Source organism: Marinobacter iranensis (genome assembly GCF_029207565.1).
Taxonomy (GTDB): domain Bacteria; phylum Pseudomonadota; class Gammaproteobacteria; order Pseudomonadales; family Oleiphilaceae; genus Marinobacter; species Marinobacter iranensis.
The window spans coordinates 331,528-349,812 of sequence record NZ_JANCMW010000002.1 but is presented as its reverse complement, the minus strand read 5'-3'; the positions used below and the strand labels follow the sequence as shown (position 1 = coordinate 349,812).

15 protein-coding genes and 1 tRNA gene are annotated in these 18,285 nt (G+C 58.3%); 3 read left to right on the top strand and 13 right to left on the bottom strand.

Annotation, left to right across the window (positions count from 1 at the left end; translation table 11 throughout):
• The first annotated feature begins 36 nt into the window (after positions 1–36).
• From NLU14_RS04870 to NLU14_RS04860, 3 genes are all read left to right on the top strand, one after another.
• Positions 37–501 carry a DUF3015 domain-containing protein gene (locus NLU14_RS04870; protein WP_275705047.1) on the top strand — a complete coding sequence of 155 codons (465 nt, stop codon included), beginning with the start codon at positions 37–39 and terminating at the stop codon, positions 499–501.
• A 95-nt stretch (positions 502–596) separates the two neighbouring features.
• Complete coding sequence (locus NLU14_RS04865) at positions 597–2,462, top strand: Lnb N-terminal periplasmic domain-containing protein (RefSeq protein WP_275705046.1); 1,866 nt, start codon at positions 597–599, stop codon at positions 2,460–2,462.
• Positions 2,432–3,298, top strand: a complete 867-nt coding sequence (locus tag NLU14_RS04860; protein WP_275705045.1) for an alpha/beta hydrolase — start codon at positions 2,432–2,434, stop codon at positions 3,296–3,298. The genes NLU14_RS04865 and NLU14_RS04860 overlap by 31 nt, the downstream gene beginning before the upstream one ends.
• A 192-nt stretch (positions 3,299–3,490) precedes the next feature.
• Here NLU14_RS04860 and pnp read toward each other — a convergent pair whose 3' ends face one another.
• The 13 genes from pnp to ftsH all read right to left on the bottom strand — a co-directional run bounded on the left by pnp (position 3,491) and on the right by ftsH (position 18,159).
• Complete coding sequence (gene pnp / locus NLU14_RS04855) at positions 3,491–5,614, bottom strand: polyribonucleotide nucleotidyltransferase (protein ID WP_275705044.1); 2,124 nt, start codon at positions 5,612–5,614, stop codon at positions 3,491–3,493.
• 308 nt (positions 5,615–5,922) lie between these two features.
• Complete coding sequence (gene rpsO / locus NLU14_RS04850) at positions 5,923–6,192, bottom strand: 30S ribosomal protein S15 (RefSeq protein WP_275705043.1); 270 nt, start codon at positions 6,190–6,192, stop codon at positions 5,923–5,925.
• A 93-nt stretch (positions 6,193–6,285) separates the two neighbouring features.
• The gene (truB, locus tag NLU14_RS04845) at positions 6,286–7,206 is read right to left on the bottom strand and encodes a tRNA pseudouridine(55) synthase TruB (RefSeq protein WP_275705042.1); all 921 of its coding nucleotides are present in this window, start codon (positions 7,204–7,206) and stop codon (positions 6,286–6,288) included.
• A complete protein-coding gene (gene rbfA / locus NLU14_RS04840; protein WP_275705041.1) occupies positions 7,203–7,640 on the bottom strand; it encodes a 30S ribosome-binding factor RbfA in 438 nt (145 codons plus the stop codon). Before rbfA ends, truB begins: the two co-directional genes overlap by 4 nt.
• A gap of 25 nt (positions 7,641–7,665) precedes the next feature.
• On the bottom strand, positions 7,666–10,224 hold the full coding sequence (infB, locus tag NLU14_RS04835; RefSeq protein ID WP_275705040.1) for a translation initiation factor IF-2: 2,559 nt from the start codon (positions 10,222–10,224) through the stop codon (positions 7,666–7,668).
• Positions 10,225–10,241: 17 nt separating this feature from the next.
• A complete protein-coding gene (nusA, locus tag NLU14_RS04830; RefSeq protein WP_275705039.1) occupies positions 10,242–11,735 on the bottom strand; it encodes a transcription termination factor NusA in 1,494 nt (497 codons plus the stop codon).
• Positions 11,736–11,777: 42 nt separating this feature from the next.
• Positions 11,778–12,239, bottom strand: a complete 462-nt coding sequence (gene rimP / locus NLU14_RS04825; protein ID WP_275705038.1) for a ribosome maturation factor RimP — start codon at positions 12,237–12,239, stop codon at positions 11,778–11,780.
• A gap of 330 nt (positions 12,240–12,569) precedes the next feature.
• Positions 12,570–12,654, bottom strand: a tRNA-Leu gene (locus tag NLU14_RS04820).
• Between the two features lie 7 nt (positions 12,655–12,661).
• A complete protein-coding gene (gene secG, locus NLU14_RS04815) occupies positions 12,662–13,039 on the bottom strand; it encodes a preprotein translocase subunit SecG (protein ID WP_275705037.1) in 378 nt (125 codons plus the stop codon).
• Positions 13,040–13,115: 76 nt separating this feature from the next.
• Entirely contained in the window at positions 13,116–13,874 is a 759-nt protein-coding gene (gene tpiA / locus NLU14_RS04810; RefSeq protein WP_275705036.1) for a triose-phosphate isomerase, read from the bottom strand.
• A 75-nt stretch (positions 13,875–13,949) separates the two neighbouring features.
• Positions 13,950–15,293 (bottom strand): phosphoglucosamine mutase, encoded by a 1,344-nt coding sequence (gene glmM / locus NLU14_RS04805; RefSeq protein ID WP_275705035.1) that lies wholly within the window; start codon positions 15,291–15,293, stop codon positions 13,950–13,952.
• Positions 15,290–16,123 (bottom strand): dihydropteroate synthase, encoded by an 834-nt coding sequence (folP, locus tag NLU14_RS04800; RefSeq protein WP_275705034.1) that lies wholly within the window; start codon positions 16,121–16,123, stop codon positions 15,290–15,292. Before folP ends, glmM begins: the two co-directional genes overlap by 4 nt.
• A gap of 92 nt (positions 16,124–16,215) precedes the next feature.
• A complete protein-coding gene (ftsH, locus tag NLU14_RS04795; protein WP_275705033.1) occupies positions 16,216–18,159 on the bottom strand; it encodes an ATP-dependent zinc metalloprotease FtsH in 1,944 nt (647 codons plus the stop codon).
• Positions 18,160–18,285: the final 126 nt, after the last annotated feature.

Genomic DNA, 18,285 nt, shown 5'->3' with positions numbered 1-18,285 from the left:
TTTGCGACGACAGCTAAACAAACAAGGAGTGGATTAATGAAAAAACTCATCGCAGGTGCACTGCTTATGGGTGCTTCTACCCTGGCCTTCGCTCAGCCCGGTTGTGGCGTTGGTGCCATGATCTGGAAAGGACAGTCTGGTATTGCCCCCCACGTTTTGGCCGCAACCACCAACGGTACCTTTGGTAACCAGACCTTTGGTATGACCACTGGTACCCTCGGTTGCCAGACCAACCAGTCTGTACAATCCATGGCCATGTACATGGACAGCAACATTGACAAGGTTGCCCGCGACATGTCCCGTGGCTCCGGCGAAAACCTGGACACCCTGGCAGTACTGCTGGGCGTTGACGAAGCGGATCGTGATTCGTTCCGCAAAGTCCTCCAGGACAACTTTGCAACCATCTTCCCGTCGTCTGACACCACGTCTGGCGAAGCGGTTGATGCGATTGTAGCCCTGCTGGAAAAGGATGAAACGCTGAGCAAGTATGTAGCAGCCTGATCCTCCAGCCCGAAAAAGGATCTTATGCGCCAGGGACGGCGCAACGGCTTCCAGGCCATCCACCCGTCGTTCAACCCGGAATTGACTGACCATCCATGCGCACTTCGCTTCGGTTCGCGCTGGCCTTCTTCTGGCTGGCATCAGCTTCAAACGTACATGCCACCCAGCTTCCAGACACCGGAAACCTCCATCAACACCCCGCATGGCTGACGCTGCTTCACTATCAGCCCGATCGCTTCGGTGACGGCCATACAGGCCAGGCGGACGATGACCGCTTCTACCTTAGTGACAACGGCAAAACCTCACCAAAGGCAGAACTTGAAGCGACCCTGAAAGCCATCACCCAGCCAGGCGGCGGGAACAATCATGCCCGCTGCCGCTTCCCCGCGCGGGACCGCTGGCTGAGGGAACAGCTGGACCTGCCACAACAACCTGCAGACTGCCCGTCCTTTGAGAAGTGGATCGAAGAGCTGAACACCGAAACCGTGACACTGGTGTTTGCAGCGTCCTACCTGAACAGTCCGTCGTCCATGTTCGGCCATACCTTCCTGCGCCTGGATCCGCCTCAGAAAGACGAGGAAACCAACCTGATCCTGGCCAACACCATTTCCTACGCCGCCGACGCGGCCGCCCACGACAGCGAAATCCTGTTTGCCTATAAAGGCATTTTTGGCGGCTATCCGGGCATTACCTCGATCCAGCCTTACTACGAAAAAATCCGCCTGTATTCCGACATCGAGCACCGGGATTTGTGGGAATACAAACTCAACCTCACCCAGGCGGAAGTGGACATGATGCTGGCCCACACCTGGGAGATACGTGATCGCAATTTCGACTACTACTTCTTCGACGAGAATTGCGCCTACCGGCTGCTGGCACTGATCGACGTGGCCCGCCCCGGCACCGACCTGCTGGACGAAGTCGGAACCCATGCCATTCCCTCAGATACCGTCCGGTGGGTGGTGGATAAAGGCTTGGTAGAGGAGGTTTATTACCGCCCCTCCGCGGCAACCAGTGTCAGCCACAGCATCGACTCCCTGCCCGACGACCACCAGACGCTGGCCGCCGCCATCGCCAACGGGTATGTGGCGGCGGACGCCCCGGAAGTGAGAGCCTTGGGCGATAACGAACAGGCACGGGTGCTGGATACCACCTACGACTACGTTCGCTACCAGAGCGAGGCCGAAGGCTGGCCCCGTGAGCACGCGGCACCCCTCTCCCACGACCTGCTACGGCAACGCAGCCAGATCCGTGGGGTAGCTGCACAGGACGGCCCGCCTGAACCAGCCATCCGTGACGACCAGGGGCACGGCACCTTCCGCGCCAGCGTCAGCGGTGGGCGCATGAATGAACGCAACTTTACCGAACTGACACTTCGCCCCGCCTACCACGATGTGCTGGACCCGCCCGCAGGCTACCGGGGCGGCGCCCAGCTCCAGTTTCTGCGCCTGGACGCCCGCCTGTACACCGACAACGATGAACTGCAGATAGAACAACTGACCGGCGTGGAAATCCGCTCCCTCTCGCCTCGCAACCAGTTCTTTTCGCCGCTGTCCTGGCAGGTGGGCTTCGGCGGCCGCCGCACCGACACTGAAGCCGACCGCGTATTCACCCCTTACCTGGAGGGCGGCGCAGGTGGAAGCTGGCTGCTTGCCAGCGGCACCCAGGCTTTCGCCATGGCCACCGCCGACCTGGAAATCGACGACGACCTGCGACGCGGCTACGACGCCGCCCCCGGTGCTGACCTGGGCATACTCCACCAGAACAACCAGTTCAGCCTCCTCGGCGGCGTGAAAACCAAAGCCTGGATCGTCAGCAGCCAACACCGCCAGGACCAGGCCTACCTGGAGGGAAACTGGCACTTCGGACGGGACTTCAGCCTGTTCGGAAAATTCAGCCGTGAAGACCACTACGACAGGTACCGCAGCACATGGCAACTCGGACTCCACGCGTACTTCTGAGAACACTGGCCGGCATCACAGCCGCATTCACCCTGCTCCTGCAGACCGGCTGCAGCAGTGTGTTCTTCTATCCCGACCAGGTCACCTACATCACCCCGGACCGCCTGAACCTCGAATACGAAGACGTCTTTCTTGATACCCCGGACGGAGAAACCCTCCACGGGTGGTGGCTGCCCGCGCAATCCGACCCGAAAGGCACCGTCTACTTCCTCCACGGCAACGCCCAAAACATCAGCAGCCACATCATGAACGTCGCCTGGCTGCCTGAGAAGCGCTACAACGTGTTTCTGATCGACTACCGGGGATATGGCCGCTCCACCGGCGCACCAGACATAGAGGGCACCCTGCACGACGCAGAGGCCGGTCTTCGGTGGCTGATCGACCGCCCGGATGTTCAAAACCAGCCCCTGTTCCTGCTGGGCCAGAGCCTGGGCGGTGCACTGGGAACCGCCCTGGCCAGCGAGTGGGTCAAACGAGGCGAACAACCGCCCCTGGACGGTGTGATTCTCGACGGCACCTTCTCCGGCTTCCGCGCCATTGCCCGGGAGAAACTGGGCAATTTCTGGCTCACCTGGCCGTTGCAGTTTCCACTAAGCTGGACCATTACCGACGAGTATGAAGCCACTGAAATGATCGGTGACATCAGCCCTGTGCCGGTGATGGTGATTCACAGTGAGCGGGACGGGATTATTCCGTTTCATCATGGGGAGCGGCTGTATGAGGCGGCGGCGGAGCCCAAGCGATTTTTGCAGACAGATACGCCCCATGCGTCGACGTTTGTGATTCCGGGGTATCAGGCGGCGGTATTGGGGTTTATGGATGCTAATGGTGAATAGGGGGGCTGGGTTGTCGGATTACGGCTTCGCCTAATCCGGCCTACGGGTAGGCGCTTCACTGAATTTAGAGGCCTGGAGATAAAAAACCCGCCAAACTCGAGAGAGCGGCGGGTTTTTTGTCGGATTACGCCTGCGGCTAATCCGACCTACGGGTTGGTGCAACCCGCAGGATCAAGGGTTACAGCGCGGAGACTACAGTGCAGAGAGATCCGTGGGCTGCTCGCCTTCCTTTACTTCCTTCATGGACAGTTTTACGCGTCCACGGTTATCCACATCCAGTACCTTGACCAGAACTTCCTGGCCTTCGCTGAGCTCGTCGGTGACGTTCTCGATGCGACGCTCGGAGATCTGGGAGATGTGCACCAGACCATCCTTGCCGGGCAGGATGTTGACGAAGGCACCGAAGTCCACGATGCGCTCAACGCGGCCACTGTAGATGGCGCCCACTTCGATTTCAGCAGTGATTTCCATCACCCGCTTCATCGCGGCGTTGGCTGCCTCCTGGTTGTCGGCGTAGATCTTCACGTTGCCATCGTCATCCAGATCGATGGAGGCACCAGTCTCGTCACAGATAGAACGGATCACGGAACCACCCTTGCCGATAACGTCACGGATTTTCTCCGGATTGATCTTGATGGTGGTAATGCTCGGCGCGCGGCTGGAAAGCTCTTTGCGAGGCGCGGAAATCACCTTCGCCATTTCACCCAGGATATGCAGGCGTGCTGCGTTGGCCTGGTCCAGGGCAATTTCCATGATCTCGTCGGTGATGCCCTGAATCTTGATATCCATCTGCAGCGCAGTGATACCTTCAGAAGTACCCGCTACCTTGAAGTCCATATCGCCGAGGTGATCCTCATCACCCAGGATGTCGGTCAGAACCGCGAACTTGTCGCCTTCCTTGACCAGACCCATGGCAATACCGGCAACCGGAGCCTTGATGGGCACACCCGCATCCATCAGCGCCAGGCTGGAACCACAGACAGACGCCATGGAGCTGGAACCGTTGGATTCGGTGATCTCGGACACCGCACGGATGGTGTACGGGAATTCTTCCATGGTGGGCATAACCGCAGCCACACCACGCTTCGCCAGACGGCCGTGGCCGACTTCACGACGACCCGGCGTACCAACACGGCCGGCTTCGCCAACGGAGTACGGAGGGAAGTTGTAGTGGAACAGGAACGGGTCCTTGCGCTCACCTTCCAGGGCATCAATGATCTGCATGTCGCGGGCGGTACCCAGCGTGGTCGTCACGATGGCCTGGGTTTCGCCACGGGTGAACAGGGCAGAACCGTGGGTGCTGGGCAGAACGCCAACTTCCACTTCGATGGGACGGACAGTCTTGTTGTCGCGGCCGTCGATACGTGGCTTGCCATCGATAACCTGCTTGCGAACGATGGTCTTCTCGACCTTGCCGAAGTACTTCTTGACGTCATCCGCGGAAGGCTGGCCTTCTTCTTCACCCGCTAGTTTCTCAACCAGCGCGCTCTTGATCTCGCCCAGACGTGCATAACGCTCCATCTTGTCGCGGATGCTGTAAGCTTCTTCGATAGCACCAGCCGCTTCGGCGTTCACGGCATTCAGCAGCTCGGTGTTTTCCGGCTCTGGCTGCCAGTCCCAGCGAGGCTTGCCCACTTCAGCGGCAAGTTCCTTGATGGCGGTAATCGCTGTCTGCATTTCCTGGTGGCCATAAAGGACGGCACCCAGCATCTGGTCTTCAACAAGGCCCTTGGCTTCCGACTCAACCATCAGAACCGCATCCTCGGTACCGGCAACAACCATGTCCAGCAGGGAGGTTTCCAGCTCTTCGAAGGTCGGGTTCAGGAAATAGCCACGCTCATTGGTGTAAGCCACGCGCGACGCACCGATAGGACCATCAAAGGGAATACCGGAGATGGACAGGGCTGCAGAAGCGGCAAGCATGGCAGCGATATCCGGGTCCTGGTTTTTGCTGGATGACATCACCGTGGTGATGACCTGGGTTTCGTTCATGAACCCTTTGGGGAACAGCGGACGAATCGGACGGTCGATCAGGCGGGATGTCAGGGTTTCTTTCTCGGACGGACGGCCTTCACGCTTGAAGAAACCACCCGGAATTTTGCCTACCGCGTAGGTTTTCTCGAAGTAGTTGACGGTCAACGGGAAGAACGGCTGGCCAGGCTTGGCTTCCTTGGCAGCCACCACGGTACCCAGTACCGAGATGTCGTCCACGGTAACCAGAACGGAACCGGTGGCCTGACGGGCAATACGCCCAGTCTCAATGGTGACGGTCTTGCCGCCGAGTTCAAACGATTTTTTTACGGGATTAAGATCCACGGTAACTCCTGAAATCATCATTTCAATTGGTTGGCCCGGACAATCCGCCCCTGCGAATTATCCGCTATAACTGCAACATCGTCTGAAGTGATGAACTGAAGGGTAGCCCGTCTGAAAGCTAACAGGCTGTTGTAAAACCCCGGGCAGGGAACTGCATCTCCTGAGGCCGGGCTTTTCAACAACCTGCTATCAATTTCAGCTTTCCGTTACGACAGGGAGTTCCTTCAGGGTTCACTGACAGACACGATGCAGGGGAGAAGCACAACCGGCGAGGCTATATGCCCCGCCGGCCGTTAAGTACAACCGGACTAGCGACGCAGGTTCAGACGCTGGATCAGTTCCAGGTAGCGATCTGCGTTTTTACGCTTCAGGTAGTCCAGCAGTTTACGACGCTGGTTAACCATCCGGATAAGACCACGGCGGGAATGGTGATCCTGCTTGTTGGTCTTGAAGTGATCCTGCAGCTTGTTGATGTTGTGGCTCAACAGTGCAACCTGAACTTCAGGAGAACCGGTATCGCCATCACCCTGCTGAAAATCCTTAACGATCTGTGCTTTCTCGTCGGCAGAAAGTGCCATAACTCACCTCATTGTCGCGATGCTATCGAATTCGGCCGAACCACGCATCTCTACAGCCCGGCTAATCAGCTGCAACCCGTCATAAGACGGTTGTCAGCTACTCTTCACCAGACGGCGAGGCACCAGTTTGGTGACCTCCCCTTCCGGGAATCCTTCCGCCAGCCCAACAAAACGTCCGCTGCCATAGAGGCGAACAAACCCTTCGGCTGGCTGACCGGATATTCTAACTGGTTGTCCGTTCAATATCGATACCAGTGAACTTCCTTCCAGTTCCTGTTCCGGAAACATCGACAGCGCCGCGTCCGGGGCCACCAGCAGGCCATCCAGACTCTCACCCTGTTCACGCATGGATTCCAGGGCACTGACCTCGACAGCATCCGCCAGTGTGAACCCCGAAGCCATGGTGCGCCGCAGTGCCGTTACATGGGCACCACAGCCAAGCGCCTCGCCAATGTCTTCAACCAGCGAACGGATATAGGTGCCTTTGGTGCAACTCACCGCAATGTCGATCTCGGTCTCCCGCACATCCAGCAGTTTCAGCTCGTAGATGGTAACGGGACGGGACGGGCGCTCCACTTCAATGCCTTCCCGCGCGTATTCATAGAGCGGGCGGCCCTTGTGCTTGAGCGCGGAGTACATGGAGGGCACCTGCTGGATATCGCCACGAAACCGGTCGAGGACCGGCTCCAGGGCTTCGGCATCCAGCCCCGAAGGCACCGGTTTTTCAGCAACGACTGCGCCCTCGCTGTCCCCCGTTTCCGTCCGCACACCCAGGCGCGCAGTAGCGATGTAAGCCTTGTCGCTGTCCAGCATCATCTGGGAGAACTTGGTGGCTTCGCCAAAACACAACGGCAGCACACCGGTGGCCAGCGGGTCCAGGGCGCCGGTATGGCCGGCCTTGGCCGCACCAAACAGACGCTTCACCTGCTGCAGGATACCATTGGATGTAATATCCATCGGCTTGTCGATCACCAGGATGCCGTTTACGTCACGGCCTTTGCGACGTCGGCTCAAGCGTCCCGCTCCGGATCATCGGAAGAACGGTCGTCACCAGCTTCATCATCACGATCGACCGCTGGCTTGTCGCCAACGGCTTCGCGAATCAGATTATCCATGTGGCGGCTGTGCCCAAGCAGCGAATCGAAATGGAAACGCAGCTGGGGCGTTACCCGCAACTTCATGGCGCGGCCAACCTGCCCACGGAGGAATCCGGACGCCTTGTTCAACACCGCCAGGGAGTCCTTCACCTGCGGCGACTCCTCGGTCAGTTCCTCGGTGGTGAGCAGGGACACGTAGATATCTGCGTAGCCCAGATCACGGCTTACCTTGACGGCATTGACCGTCACCATGCCCACCCGCGGATCTTTGACCTCCCGCTGGATGAGCTGGGCCAGCTCACGCTGCATCTGATCGCCGATGCGATCTATTCGGCTGAACTCTCTTGGCATCAGGCTTCCCTTAATCTCAAGCGCATCACGCGCCGGTAGACTCAAGCTTGCGCTCGACCCGGACGCGATCGAACACCTCGATCTGGTCACCGACTTTCACGTCGTAACCCTTAACGCCGATACCACACTCCATGCCGTTACGGACTTCAGGTACGTCATCCTTGAAGCGGCGCAGGGATTCCAGCTCGCCTTCAAAGATCACCACGTTGTCACGCAGGACACGAATCGGCTTGTTACGGTAAACGTTACCCTCGATCACCATGCAACCGGCCACCTGGCCAAACTTCGGTGAACGGAACACATCACGCACATCGGCGATACCCACGATATCCTCGCGGAATTCCGGTGCCAGCATGCCGGTCAGGGCCGCCTTCACATCATCAATCAGGTTGTAGATGATGCTGTAGTAGCGCAGATCCAGACCTTCCTGTTCCACCAGGCGCTTGGACGCGGTATCGGCACGCACGTTGAAGCCGAAGATAACCGCATTGGTCGCCATGGCCAGGCTCACGTCTGTCTCGGCAATACCACCGACGCCGGAGGACACAATCTTGACCTGCACTTCGTCGTTGCCCAGGTCCTGGAGCGATTTGGTAATGGCTTCCAGGGAACCACGAACGTCGGTCTTGAGGACCACGTTGAGGGTTTTGACCTCGTCCTTGCCCATGTTCTCGAACAGGTTCTCGAGCTTGGCTGCCTGCTGTCTGTGCAGGCGCTGCTCACGCTCGCGGGCCTGGCGGAATTCCGCCAGTTCCTTGGCCTTCTTCTCGTCGGCAACCGCGAAGAACTCATCGCCGGCATTCGGCGTGCCGTTCAGGCCCAGGATTTCCACCGGAATGGAAGGCCCGGCCTCTCTGACCTGCTTGCCGGCTTCATCGGTCATGGCGCGAACCTTGCCGAAGAAGGAGCCAGCCACAACCATTTCGCCCTGGCGCAGCGTACCATTCTGGACCAGTACGGTGGCCACAGAGCCACGACCGCGTTCCAGGCTGGATTCGACAACCACACCCTTGGCTGGCGCATCCGGAGAGGCCTCCAGCTCAAGGATTTCGGCCTGCAGCAGCAGCGCTTCAAGCAGGTCATCGATGCCGTCACCGGTGTGGGCGGATACCGGGATAAACTGGACGTCACCGCCCCAGTCTTCCGGAATCACTTCCATACCGGCCAGTTCGGTCTTGATGCGGTCCGGATCGGCCGCTTCCTTATCCATTTTGTTAATGGCAACAACAATGGGCACGCCAGCGGAGCGGGCATGCTGCACCGCTTCCTTGGTCTGGGGCATCACGCCGTCGTCAGCCGCCACCACCAGGATAACAATATCGGTGCACTGGGCGCCCCGTGCACGCATGGCCGTAAAGGCGGCGTGGCCCGGGGTATCCAGGAAGGACACCATGCCGTGGTCGGTTTGCACGTGGTAAGCACCGATATGCTGGGTGATACCACCGGACTCACCGGAAGCCACCTTGGTGCGCCGGATGTAATCCAGCAGCGAGGTCTTACCATGGTCAACGTGGCCCATAACACTGACCACCGGTGCACGCTTGCTCTTTTCCTTGCCCTCGAAGGCGAATTCGCTCAGAACTTCTTCCTCGAACGCATCCTCGCTGACGGTGTTGGGCTTGTGGCCAAGCTCTTCGGTGACCAGCACGGCGGTTTCCTGGTCGAGAGCCTGATTGATTGTCGCCATTACCCCCATGCCCATCAGTTTCTTGATGACGTCAGCTGACTTGACGGCCATCCGCTGGGCAAGATCACCCACTGTGATCGTTTCGGGAATATCGACTTCTCGTACCATTGGCTTGGTCGGCCTCTCAAAAGCATGACGCTTTTCTTTGGGTTTCTTTTTCGCACGAAGTGGCTTGCGCAGCGTGGTGTCTTCTTCCTCTTCATTGATAATCAGAGGTTCTTCCACCGGACGGCTACGGGGCCCACGATGTCCTGCGGACTTCTTCTTGGGCTTGCCTTCTTCCGGCTCGTCACCGCGCTCTCGGGCCTTCTCTTTCTTCTTCTTCGGCTTACGATCCTTGCCCTCGCCTTCTTCAGGCGGCGGGATCGGCATATCTTCCGGCGCGGGCACCGGTGATGGTTCCGGCTCGGCAGCTGTTTCCGGCTTTTCTTTCTCTTCCGGCTTGTCTTCAGCAACCGGCGCTTCCGCCGGCGACTCGGAAACCGGCGTTTCCGTCTTCGGAGCTTCGGCAGACTGTGCCTGCTCAGCCGCTACACTCGGCGCTTCTTCCGGTGCTGCGGGAGCCTGCTCAGCAGCTTCTTCCTGCTTCGCCGCTTCCGGCTCCAGCTCGGCGCGTTTGATATACGTACGGCGCTTGCGAACCTCAACATTGACCGTTTTGGCACGGCCCGCTTTCAGCGTGGTTGTTGTCTTGCGCTTGAGAGTGATCTTTTTCGGTTCGGCTTCACTCTCACCGTGATTCTTTCTCAGATAGGTCAGCAACTGTTGCTTCTCATCACTGGTAACAGAATCTTCTTCGGAGCGGGCTTTCAGGCCAGCCTCCACGATCTGTCGCAGCAAACGATCCACGGGAGCGCCTACATCTGCGGCCAGTTGTTTTACCGTTACATCAGCCATACTGGTCCTCCTCCCGATTAAGCCTGGTCTTCAAACCAGGGGGCGCGTGCAGCCATAATCAACTGGCCGGCACGCTCTTCTTCCATTCCTTCAATGTCGAGCAGATCATCAACTGACTGCTCCGCAAGATCCTCCATGGTACGGATACCCATACCGGCCAGCTTGAAGGCCAGGCCGCGCTCCATACCGTCCATTGCGAGAAGATCTTCCGCGGGCTCTGCGCCCTCAAGCGCCTCTTCACTGGCCAGGGCCTGATTCAGCAGGGCATCCTTGGCACGGCGACGCAATTCGGTGACGGTCTCTTCGTCAAAACCGTCAATAGCGAGCATCTCCTCCATGGGGATGTACGCCACTTCCTCAATGGAAGTAAATCCTTCCTCGATGAGAACGCCCGCAAACTCCTCGTCCACATCCAGATTGCTGGTGAAGTGCTCCAGCAGTGAATTATATTCCTGCTCCTGGCGCTCACCCGCTTCTTCCTCGGTCATGACGTTCAGCGTCCAACCGGTCAGGTCCGTCGCCAGGCGCACATTCTGTCCGTTACGGCCAATGGCCTGGGCCAGGTTATCCTCGGCAACCGCCACTTCCATGGTGTGACGGTCTTCGTCCATCACGATGGAAGCCACTTCCGCCGGCGCCATGGCGTTGATAACCAGTTGCGCGGGGTTGTCGTCCCAGAGCACGATATCAACGCGCTCGCCACCCAGCTCATTGGAAACCGCCTGCACCCGTGAACCGCGCATGCCAACACAGGCACCCACCGGATCAATCCGGCGGTCGTTGGTTTTAACCGCGATTTTGGCGCGGGAACCGGGATCGCGGGCAGCGCCACGGATTTCGATCAGCTCCTCGGCAATCTCCGGCACTTCAATGCGGAACAGCTCGATCAGCATCTGCGAATCGGTACGGCTCAGAATCAGCTGCGGGCCACGATGATCGGTGCGGATTTCCTGCAGCAGCGAACGTACCCGGTCACCCATGCGGAATGTCTCGCGGGGGATCAGGTGTTCACGGGGCAGCAGGGCCTCGGCGTTGGCTCCCAGATCCACGATGACGTTGTCCCGTGTCACTTTCTTTACGGTACCGGAGACCAACTCACCGACGCGGTCACGATAGCTGTCAACAATCTTGGTGCGCTCGGCTTCCCGTACTTTCTGGAAGATGATCTGTTTGGCTGCCTGGGCACCGATACGCCCGAAAGCAACGGATTCCACCTTCTCTTCGTGGATATCACCCGGCCTCAGATCCTTGTCGATCTCTTCGGCTTCCTGCATGGTCAGTTCAGTGCCAAGTGCAGGAACGGCATCGTTATCAACCACCAGCCAGCGACGGAAAGTCTCGTATTCGCCGGTGCGGCGATCGATGGAAACGCGAATATCCGCTTCCTCGTCGTCGTAGCGTTTTTTGGCAGCGGTGGCGAGCGCCAGCTCGATTGCTTCAAAGATCACATCCTTCTCGACACCCTTTTCGTTCGAGACGGATTCAACCACCAGCAAGATCTCTTTACTCATTGGATTGCCCTGCCCTTAAAAATAAACTTTGCGTCCACTGACTTACTCAAATACCGGAACGATGTTGGCTTTCTCGATGCTATCGAATGGCAGCAGGTATTCGTGATCATCAACAACCACGACAACGTCCTCGCCTTCAACACCCTTGATCAGGCCCTGAAATTTGCGACGCCCTTCAAATGCCATCCGTAATTTGATCTGGACCTGGTGGCCGGCAAATGCCTCATACTGCTCCAGACGGAACAACGGCCTGTCCATGCCCGGAGAGGAAACCTCCAGGGTATATTCGGTCTGGATGGGATCCTCCACATCCATTACGCCGCTCGCCTGGCGGCTGACTTTTTCACAGTCCTCAATGCCGATACCGTTCTCGGCATCGTCAATAAAAATTCTCAACAGGGAATGGTGTCCCTGGGAGCGAAATTCAATGCCCCAAAACTCGTAACCCAGGCCTTCCACAATGGGCCTGAGCATTTCTTCCAGCTGCTTCAACTTTGCTGACAAGGCGATCCTGTCTCCGTTACTCGATTTTCCGACCCCAAAAACAAAAAAAGGGCTGTTGATCAGCCCTTTTTATGCACCAGGGCCTGATGCGCCAGGCCCCTTAATCAAAAAGCCCCTGGAAAGTGGGGCTCTTTGTTGCAAGAACTCACAGGAGATAACCACAGTAAAAAATCCCCTGCTGACAGACACCTGGCCTGCCAAGAACCGGCAGGGCAAACAATGCCCGGAGCCTGCTCCAATATCCGCCGGAGTATAGAGACGCCGGCTTTGCTGGTCAAGGACTGACCAAAAAAAACGGCCTGGTAAATCCAAGCCGTTTTTCTTCTAGTATGGTGCCCAGGGCCGGACTCGAACCGGCACGGCTTTCGCCACTACCCCCTCAAGATAGCGTGTCTACCAGTTCCACCACCTGGGCAACAACCTTACTCGAGCTCGGGGAGGGCATCACCCTCTTCCCCGCGCCCGGCTTCGCCTTCAGTCGCTGATTCGCTCTCGGCCTGGCCGGCATCGGAACTGGACTCCTGAACAACAGGAATACCGGCTTCCCCAGCCACTTCGGCACGTTGCTTGGCGAATACAGCCAGCGAAAAACTTGTTACAAAAAACACAATGGCCAGCAAGGTTGTTGCGCGAGTCAGGAAGTTGCTGCTGCCCTCACTGCCAAACACCGTCTGGGAGGCACCGCCACCAAACGCGGCGCCAGCATTTGCACCCTTACCCTGCTGGAGCAGGACCAGCGTCACCAGCGTCACCGCAATGAGCACGTGCAGAACGACTACCAGTGTTTCGACCCAATCCATAATGTCTCTCTAATAACCTAATGACTCGCTAATAACCCAGTAACTCGCGCTAATGACTTTCGCGAACCTTTAACTTTCAGTATTTACCCGGCAGGGCCCGGCAAATACTCACAAAATCTTTTGCGCTCAACGATGCGCCACCTATCAGGCCGCCATCAATGTCCGGCTGAGCAAAAAGCGCCGCAGCATTATCCGCTTTTACACTGCCGCCGTAAAGCAGGGATACCTCATCCGCCGGAGCCCCAAGGGACATCAATACGGCGCGGATGCTGGCATGCATGGCCTGAGCGTCTTCAGTGGTGGCGGTTTTTCCGGTCCCTATGGCCCATACTGGTTCATAGGCTACCACAACCTGCTGCCACTGCTCTGCGCCGACGTCCGCCACTGCCTTCCGAACCTGCGCAGATACCACTTCCTCAGCCTTGCCGGCCTCGCGCTCTTCCAGGGTTTCACCAACGCAGATGACTGCGCCCAACCCCGAAGCCAAAGCCCTATCGACCTTGGCCGCAACCTGACTATCGGTTTCGCCGAACAACTGCCTACGCTCGGAGTGGCCCACCAGCGTATAGCTGCAACCGGCATCCCTGGCCATTCCCGCGGCTATTTCCCCGGTATAGGCGCCTGAATCCCAGCAGGCAACATTCTGGACGCCAACAGCAATCTGGCTGCCTGCAAGTGCGACAACATCGCTGACATACAGGGCGGGAGGAATAATAACAACCTCCACACCATTATCAAGCGGTGCCAACTCTGACCGGACTTGTCCGACCAGGCTACTCACAAGGTCTTTCGACCCGTTCATTTTCCAGTTTCCGGCGACGATCTTACGGCGCATAAAAAACCCCTGAATCAAGGGAGGGCGAACTATACAGCAGTCTTTTACGGCAGACAACTGCCCTCGGGTACAAAATCAGGCCCTGGAATTTTCCACGACAACAGCAAGTTCCTCGGCAATCTTCACGATTTCCGATTCATCCTGCCCTTCCGTCATTACCCGGATCAGGGGTTCCGTGCCCGACGCCCGCAACAGCACACGGCCGCCGCCACCGAGCCTGGCTTCCGCCGCTTCGATAGCAGTGACAATATCGTGACGTCCGAGAGGATCAAACCGCTGGCCTACCCGCACATTTATCATTTTCTGGGGTAGCTTGCTCATTCCACGGCGAAGATCCGCCAACGGGCTGCCCGCACGGCTGATGGCCAACAACACCTGCAAGGCCGACACGATGCCATCACCGGTGCTGGTACAGTCACGAATCACCATATGGCCGGAACCCTCGCCGCCAAGCAGCCAACCCCTGTCAATCAGCCGCTCCATCACGTAGCGATCACCCACCTTGGCACGCTCGAAATCGATACCCCGGTCCCTCAGGGCCAGCTCGACCCCCAGGTTGGTCATCAGCGTACCCACAACGCCGCCCTTCAGGGTGCCGGCGGCGTGGCGCTGGGCGGCAATCACGTAAAGCAACTCATCGCCATCCACTTCCGAGCCATCGCGATCCACCATCAGGACCCGGTCGCCGTCACCGTCAAAGGCAATCCCCAGGTCAGCCTGCTTTTCCAGAACTGCCTTGCTCAGGGAACCCAGATGGGTGGACCCGACATTGAGATTAATATTCAGGCCATCCGGGTCTGCGCCAACCACGGAAATTTTCGCACCCAACTCACGGAAAACCTTGGGGGCAACGTGGTAGGTCGCACCATGGGCGCAATCCAGCACAATGTGCAGACCTTCCAGGGAGAACTCGTTGGGCACGGTGCTCTTGCAGAACTCCACATAACGGCCGGGGGCATCGTCCACCCGGAACGCCTTGCCCAGCTCCTTGGAACCACAGACTTCAATGGGCCTGTCGAGCCAGTGTTCAATTTCTGCTTCCAGGGCATCATCCAGCTTGGTACCGGCCGGCGAGAAAAACTTGATGCCATTGTCATGATGCGGGTTGTGGGAAGCGCTGATCACAATACCCGCCGAGGCCCGAAAGGTTCGGGTGAGATAGGCAATGGCCGGAGTGGGCATGGGGCCGAGCAGTTTCACATCTACTCCGGCCGCCGACAGGCCTGCCTCCAGGGCAGACTCGAACATGTAACCCGACAGGCGCGTGTCCTTGCCGATCAGCACGCTGTTGCGCTGGCCGTCACGCTTAAAGGCCTGCCCGGCAGCCCAACCCAGGTGCAACATGAATTCCGGTGTAATGGGATATTCGCCGACCCGCCCCCGGATACCGTCCGTGCCGAAGTATTTTCTGTCGCTCATCGTCCAGCTTCCTCCATTGCCGTTACCAGTTTGACGGCATCGACTGTTTCCCTGACATCGTGGACGCGAATAATGGATGCGCCCTTCATGGCGGATATTGTCGCGGCAGCGAGACTTGCGGGCAAGCGTTCACTGACTTCACGGCCGGTTATATGGCCCAGCATGCTCTTGCGGGAAAGCCCCACCAACACCGGATGACCCAGTAACTGCAGCTGTTCCAGAGAGGCCAGCAGCTGTAAATTATGCTGCACGGATTTGCCGAAACCGAAACCCGGATCCAGGATGATGTTGTCGGGCCGCACTCCGGCTTTTTCAACAACCCGCATCCGCTCGGTAAGGAACGAGCTGACTTCCCGGCGCACATTTCGGTAACGCGGGTCATCCTGCATGGAATCCGGCTCACCCTGAATATGCATCACACACACCGGGATATCCGCTCTGGCGACTTCCTCGGGCGCGCCATCCCTCTGCAACGCCCTGACGTCGTTAATCATGCCGGCTCCCAACTTTGCCGCCTCAGCCATAACCCGGGGCGAACTTGTATCGACCGACACGATGACGTCAATCTCGCGGGCAATCGCCTCGACTACCGGGCAAACCCGTTCAAGTTCTTCCTCGACGGGCACCGGGGTTGCACCCGGTCGAGTGGACTCACCGCCGACATCGATGAAAACCGCGCCATCCGCCGCCATTTCGCGAGCCCTGGCCAATGCAGCGTCCACCTGATTGAACTGGCCGCCGTCGGAAAACGAGTCCGGCGTTACATTGAGGATTCCCATCACATGGCAGAGGGACATATCCAGCGCCCTGCCCGCAAAGTTCATCTGCATAAGCAACCCTTTGTGCAACCTGAAAAACAAACGCCGCCCCGGCAGGGGCGGCGTTCAATCGTCGATAAGCTCTGGCCCGGAACTACCCAGGGTCAGTGTTCACCGGCCGGGCGACCAACACCGGGCTGGCGTCCGTCATCCGAACCTTTTGGAGCAGGCGCCTGCTCCGGCTCGTCGGCTGGTACGCCGCCGGAGGGCCCACTGTCACCCCACCCTTTCGGCGGACGGGGCTCGCGACCTTCCATGATGTCATCAATCTGGAAACGATCAATGGTCTCATACTTCATCAGGGCGTCGGCCATCAAGTCGAGCTTGTCGCGGTTATCGATCAACAACTGACGGGCCTTCTCGTAGCAGCTGTCGATGATGTTGCGGACCTCCTCATCAATACGCTGCGCCGTTTCCGGAGAGTAGACGGTCTGCGCCTGCCCCGCCGAACGACCGAGGAAAGGCTCTTCGGTATCAGTGTCGTACTGCAGCGGCCCGAGCTTCTCCGACAGCCCCCAGCGGGTGACCATGTTACGCGCCAGACTGGTTGCCCGCTCGATATCATTGGAGGCACCAGTGGTGACGCCATCGAAACCAAGGGTCAGCTCTTCGGCAATACGGCCACCGAACAGGCTGCAGATAGAGCTGATCAGGAACCGCTTGCTGTGGCTGTACTTGTCTTCCTCGGGCAGGAACATGGTGACACCCAATGCCCGCCCACGGGGAATGATGCTGACCTTATAGACCGGGTCGTGCTCCGGCACAAGGCGACCAACAATGGCATGACCGGACTCGTGATAAGCGGTGTTACGCTTCTCTTTCTCACTCATCACCATGGACTTACGTTCAGCGCCCATCATGATCTTGTCCTTGGCGAGCTCAAACTCCTCCATGGAAACCAACCGCTGGTTACGCCGGGCAGCAAACAGGGCCGCCTCGTTCACCAGGTTAGCCAGATCGGCACCGGAGAAGCCGGGCGTACCACGAGCAATCAGTATCGGCTCCACGCCATCGGCCAGAGGCACTTTCTTCATGTGCACCTTAAGGATCTGCTCACGGCCGATAATGTCGGGCAGACCAACCACCACCTGGCGGTCAAAACGGCCCGGGCGCAACAATGCCGGGTCCAGCACATCTGGCCGGTTCGTCGCGGCGATTACGATAACGCCTTCGTTGCCTTCGAAACCGTCCATCTCGACCAGCAACTGGTTCAGGGTCTGCTCACGCTCGTCGTGACCACCACCCATGCCGGCACCACGATGGCGACCGACCGCATCGATCTCATCGATAAAGATAATGCAGGGGCTCTGCTTCTTGGCCTGCTCGAACATGTCACGAACGCGGGACGCACCCACACCCACGAACATTTCCACAAAGTCCGAACCGGAGATGGAGAAGAACGGCACCTTGGCCTCGCCGGCAATCGCCTTGGCGAGCAGGGTCTTACCGGTACCCGGCTGCCCCACCATCAGAACGCCCTTGGGAATGCTGCCGCCAAGACGCTGGAACTTGCTGGGATCCCGCAGGAAATCCACCAGCTCCTTGACGTCTTCCTTGGCTTCATCCACACCGGCGACATCGCCGAAGGTGGTCTTGATCTGATCCTCGCTCATCAGGCGGGCCTTGCTCTTGCCAAAGGACATGGGCCCTTTGCCGCCACCACCCCCCTGCATCTGTCGCATGAAGAACACGAACAGCGCAATGATGATAAGTATCGGGAAGGCAGCCACCAGCAATTGGGTCCAGAGGCTTTGGCGCTCCGGTTCCTTGCCGATGACTTCCACGTTGTTGGCCAGAAGGTCATCCATCAGTTTGTTGTCGGACACCTGTGGACGCACTGTCTGGAACTGGGAGCCGTCACCACGGACACCCTGAACCTGCAGACCGTCAATGGTGACCTGACGGACCTGTCCGTCCTGCACCATTTCCACAAACTGCGAATAATTGACCTGTTGTCCGCTGGTGGTGGGAGTAAAATTCTGAAACACCATCAGCAGTACGGCGGCTATAATCAGCCAGAGAACCAGATTTTTTGCCATATCGTTCAAGGATCATCACCTGTGAATTGAAGGATCGCCCCGTCAGGAGAAAGCCTTTTCTGACACCTTACACCAATTGTACGCCCGTCCACCAGAATCGGCCTATCCGTATCGACCACGGCAGGGGTGTCAATC

Excerpts from the sequence above, each read along its gene's own strand:
- NLU14_RS04870 (WP_275705047.1), top strand. The coding sequence starts at position 37 with ATGAAAAAACTCATCGCAGGTGCACTGCTTATGGGTGCTTCTACCCTG.
- NLU14_RS04865 (WP_275705046.1), top strand. The coding sequence starts at position 597 with ATGCGCACTTCGCTTCGGTTCGCGCTGGCCTTCTTCTGGCTGGCATCA.
- NLU14_RS04860 (WP_275705045.1), top strand. The coding sequence starts at position 2,432 with ATGGCAACTCGGACTCCACGCGTACTTCTGAGAACACTGGCCGGCATC.
- rpsO (WP_275705043.1), bottom strand. The coding sequence starts at position 6,192 with ATGGCACTTTCTGCCGACGAGAAAGCACAGATCGTTAAGGATTTTCAG.
- rbfA (WP_275705041.1), bottom strand. The coding sequence starts at position 7,640 with ATGCCAAGAGAGTTCAGCCGAATAGATCGCATCGGCGATCAGATGCAG.
- infB (WP_275705040.1), bottom strand. The coding sequence starts at position 10,224 with ATGGCTGATGTAACGGTAAAACAACTGGCCGCAGATGTAGGCGCTCCC.
- nusA (WP_275705039.1), bottom strand. The coding sequence starts at position 11,735 with ATGAGTAAAGAGATCTTGCTGGTGGTTGAATCCGTCTCGAACGAAAAG.
- secG (WP_275705037.1), bottom strand. The coding sequence starts at position 13,039 with ATGGATTGGGTCGAAACACTGGTAGTCGTTCTGCACGTGCTCATTGCG.
- tpiA (WP_275705036.1), bottom strand. The coding sequence starts at position 13,874 with ATGCGCCGTAAGATCGTCGCCGGAAACTGGAAAATGAACGGGTCGAAA.
- glmM (WP_275705035.1), bottom strand. The coding sequence starts at position 15,293 with ATGAGCGACAGAAAATACTTCGGCACGGACGGTATCCGGGGGCGGGTC.
- folP (WP_275705034.1), bottom strand. The coding sequence starts at position 16,123 with ATGCAGATGAACTTTGCGGGCAGGGCGCTGGATATGTCCCTCTGCCAT.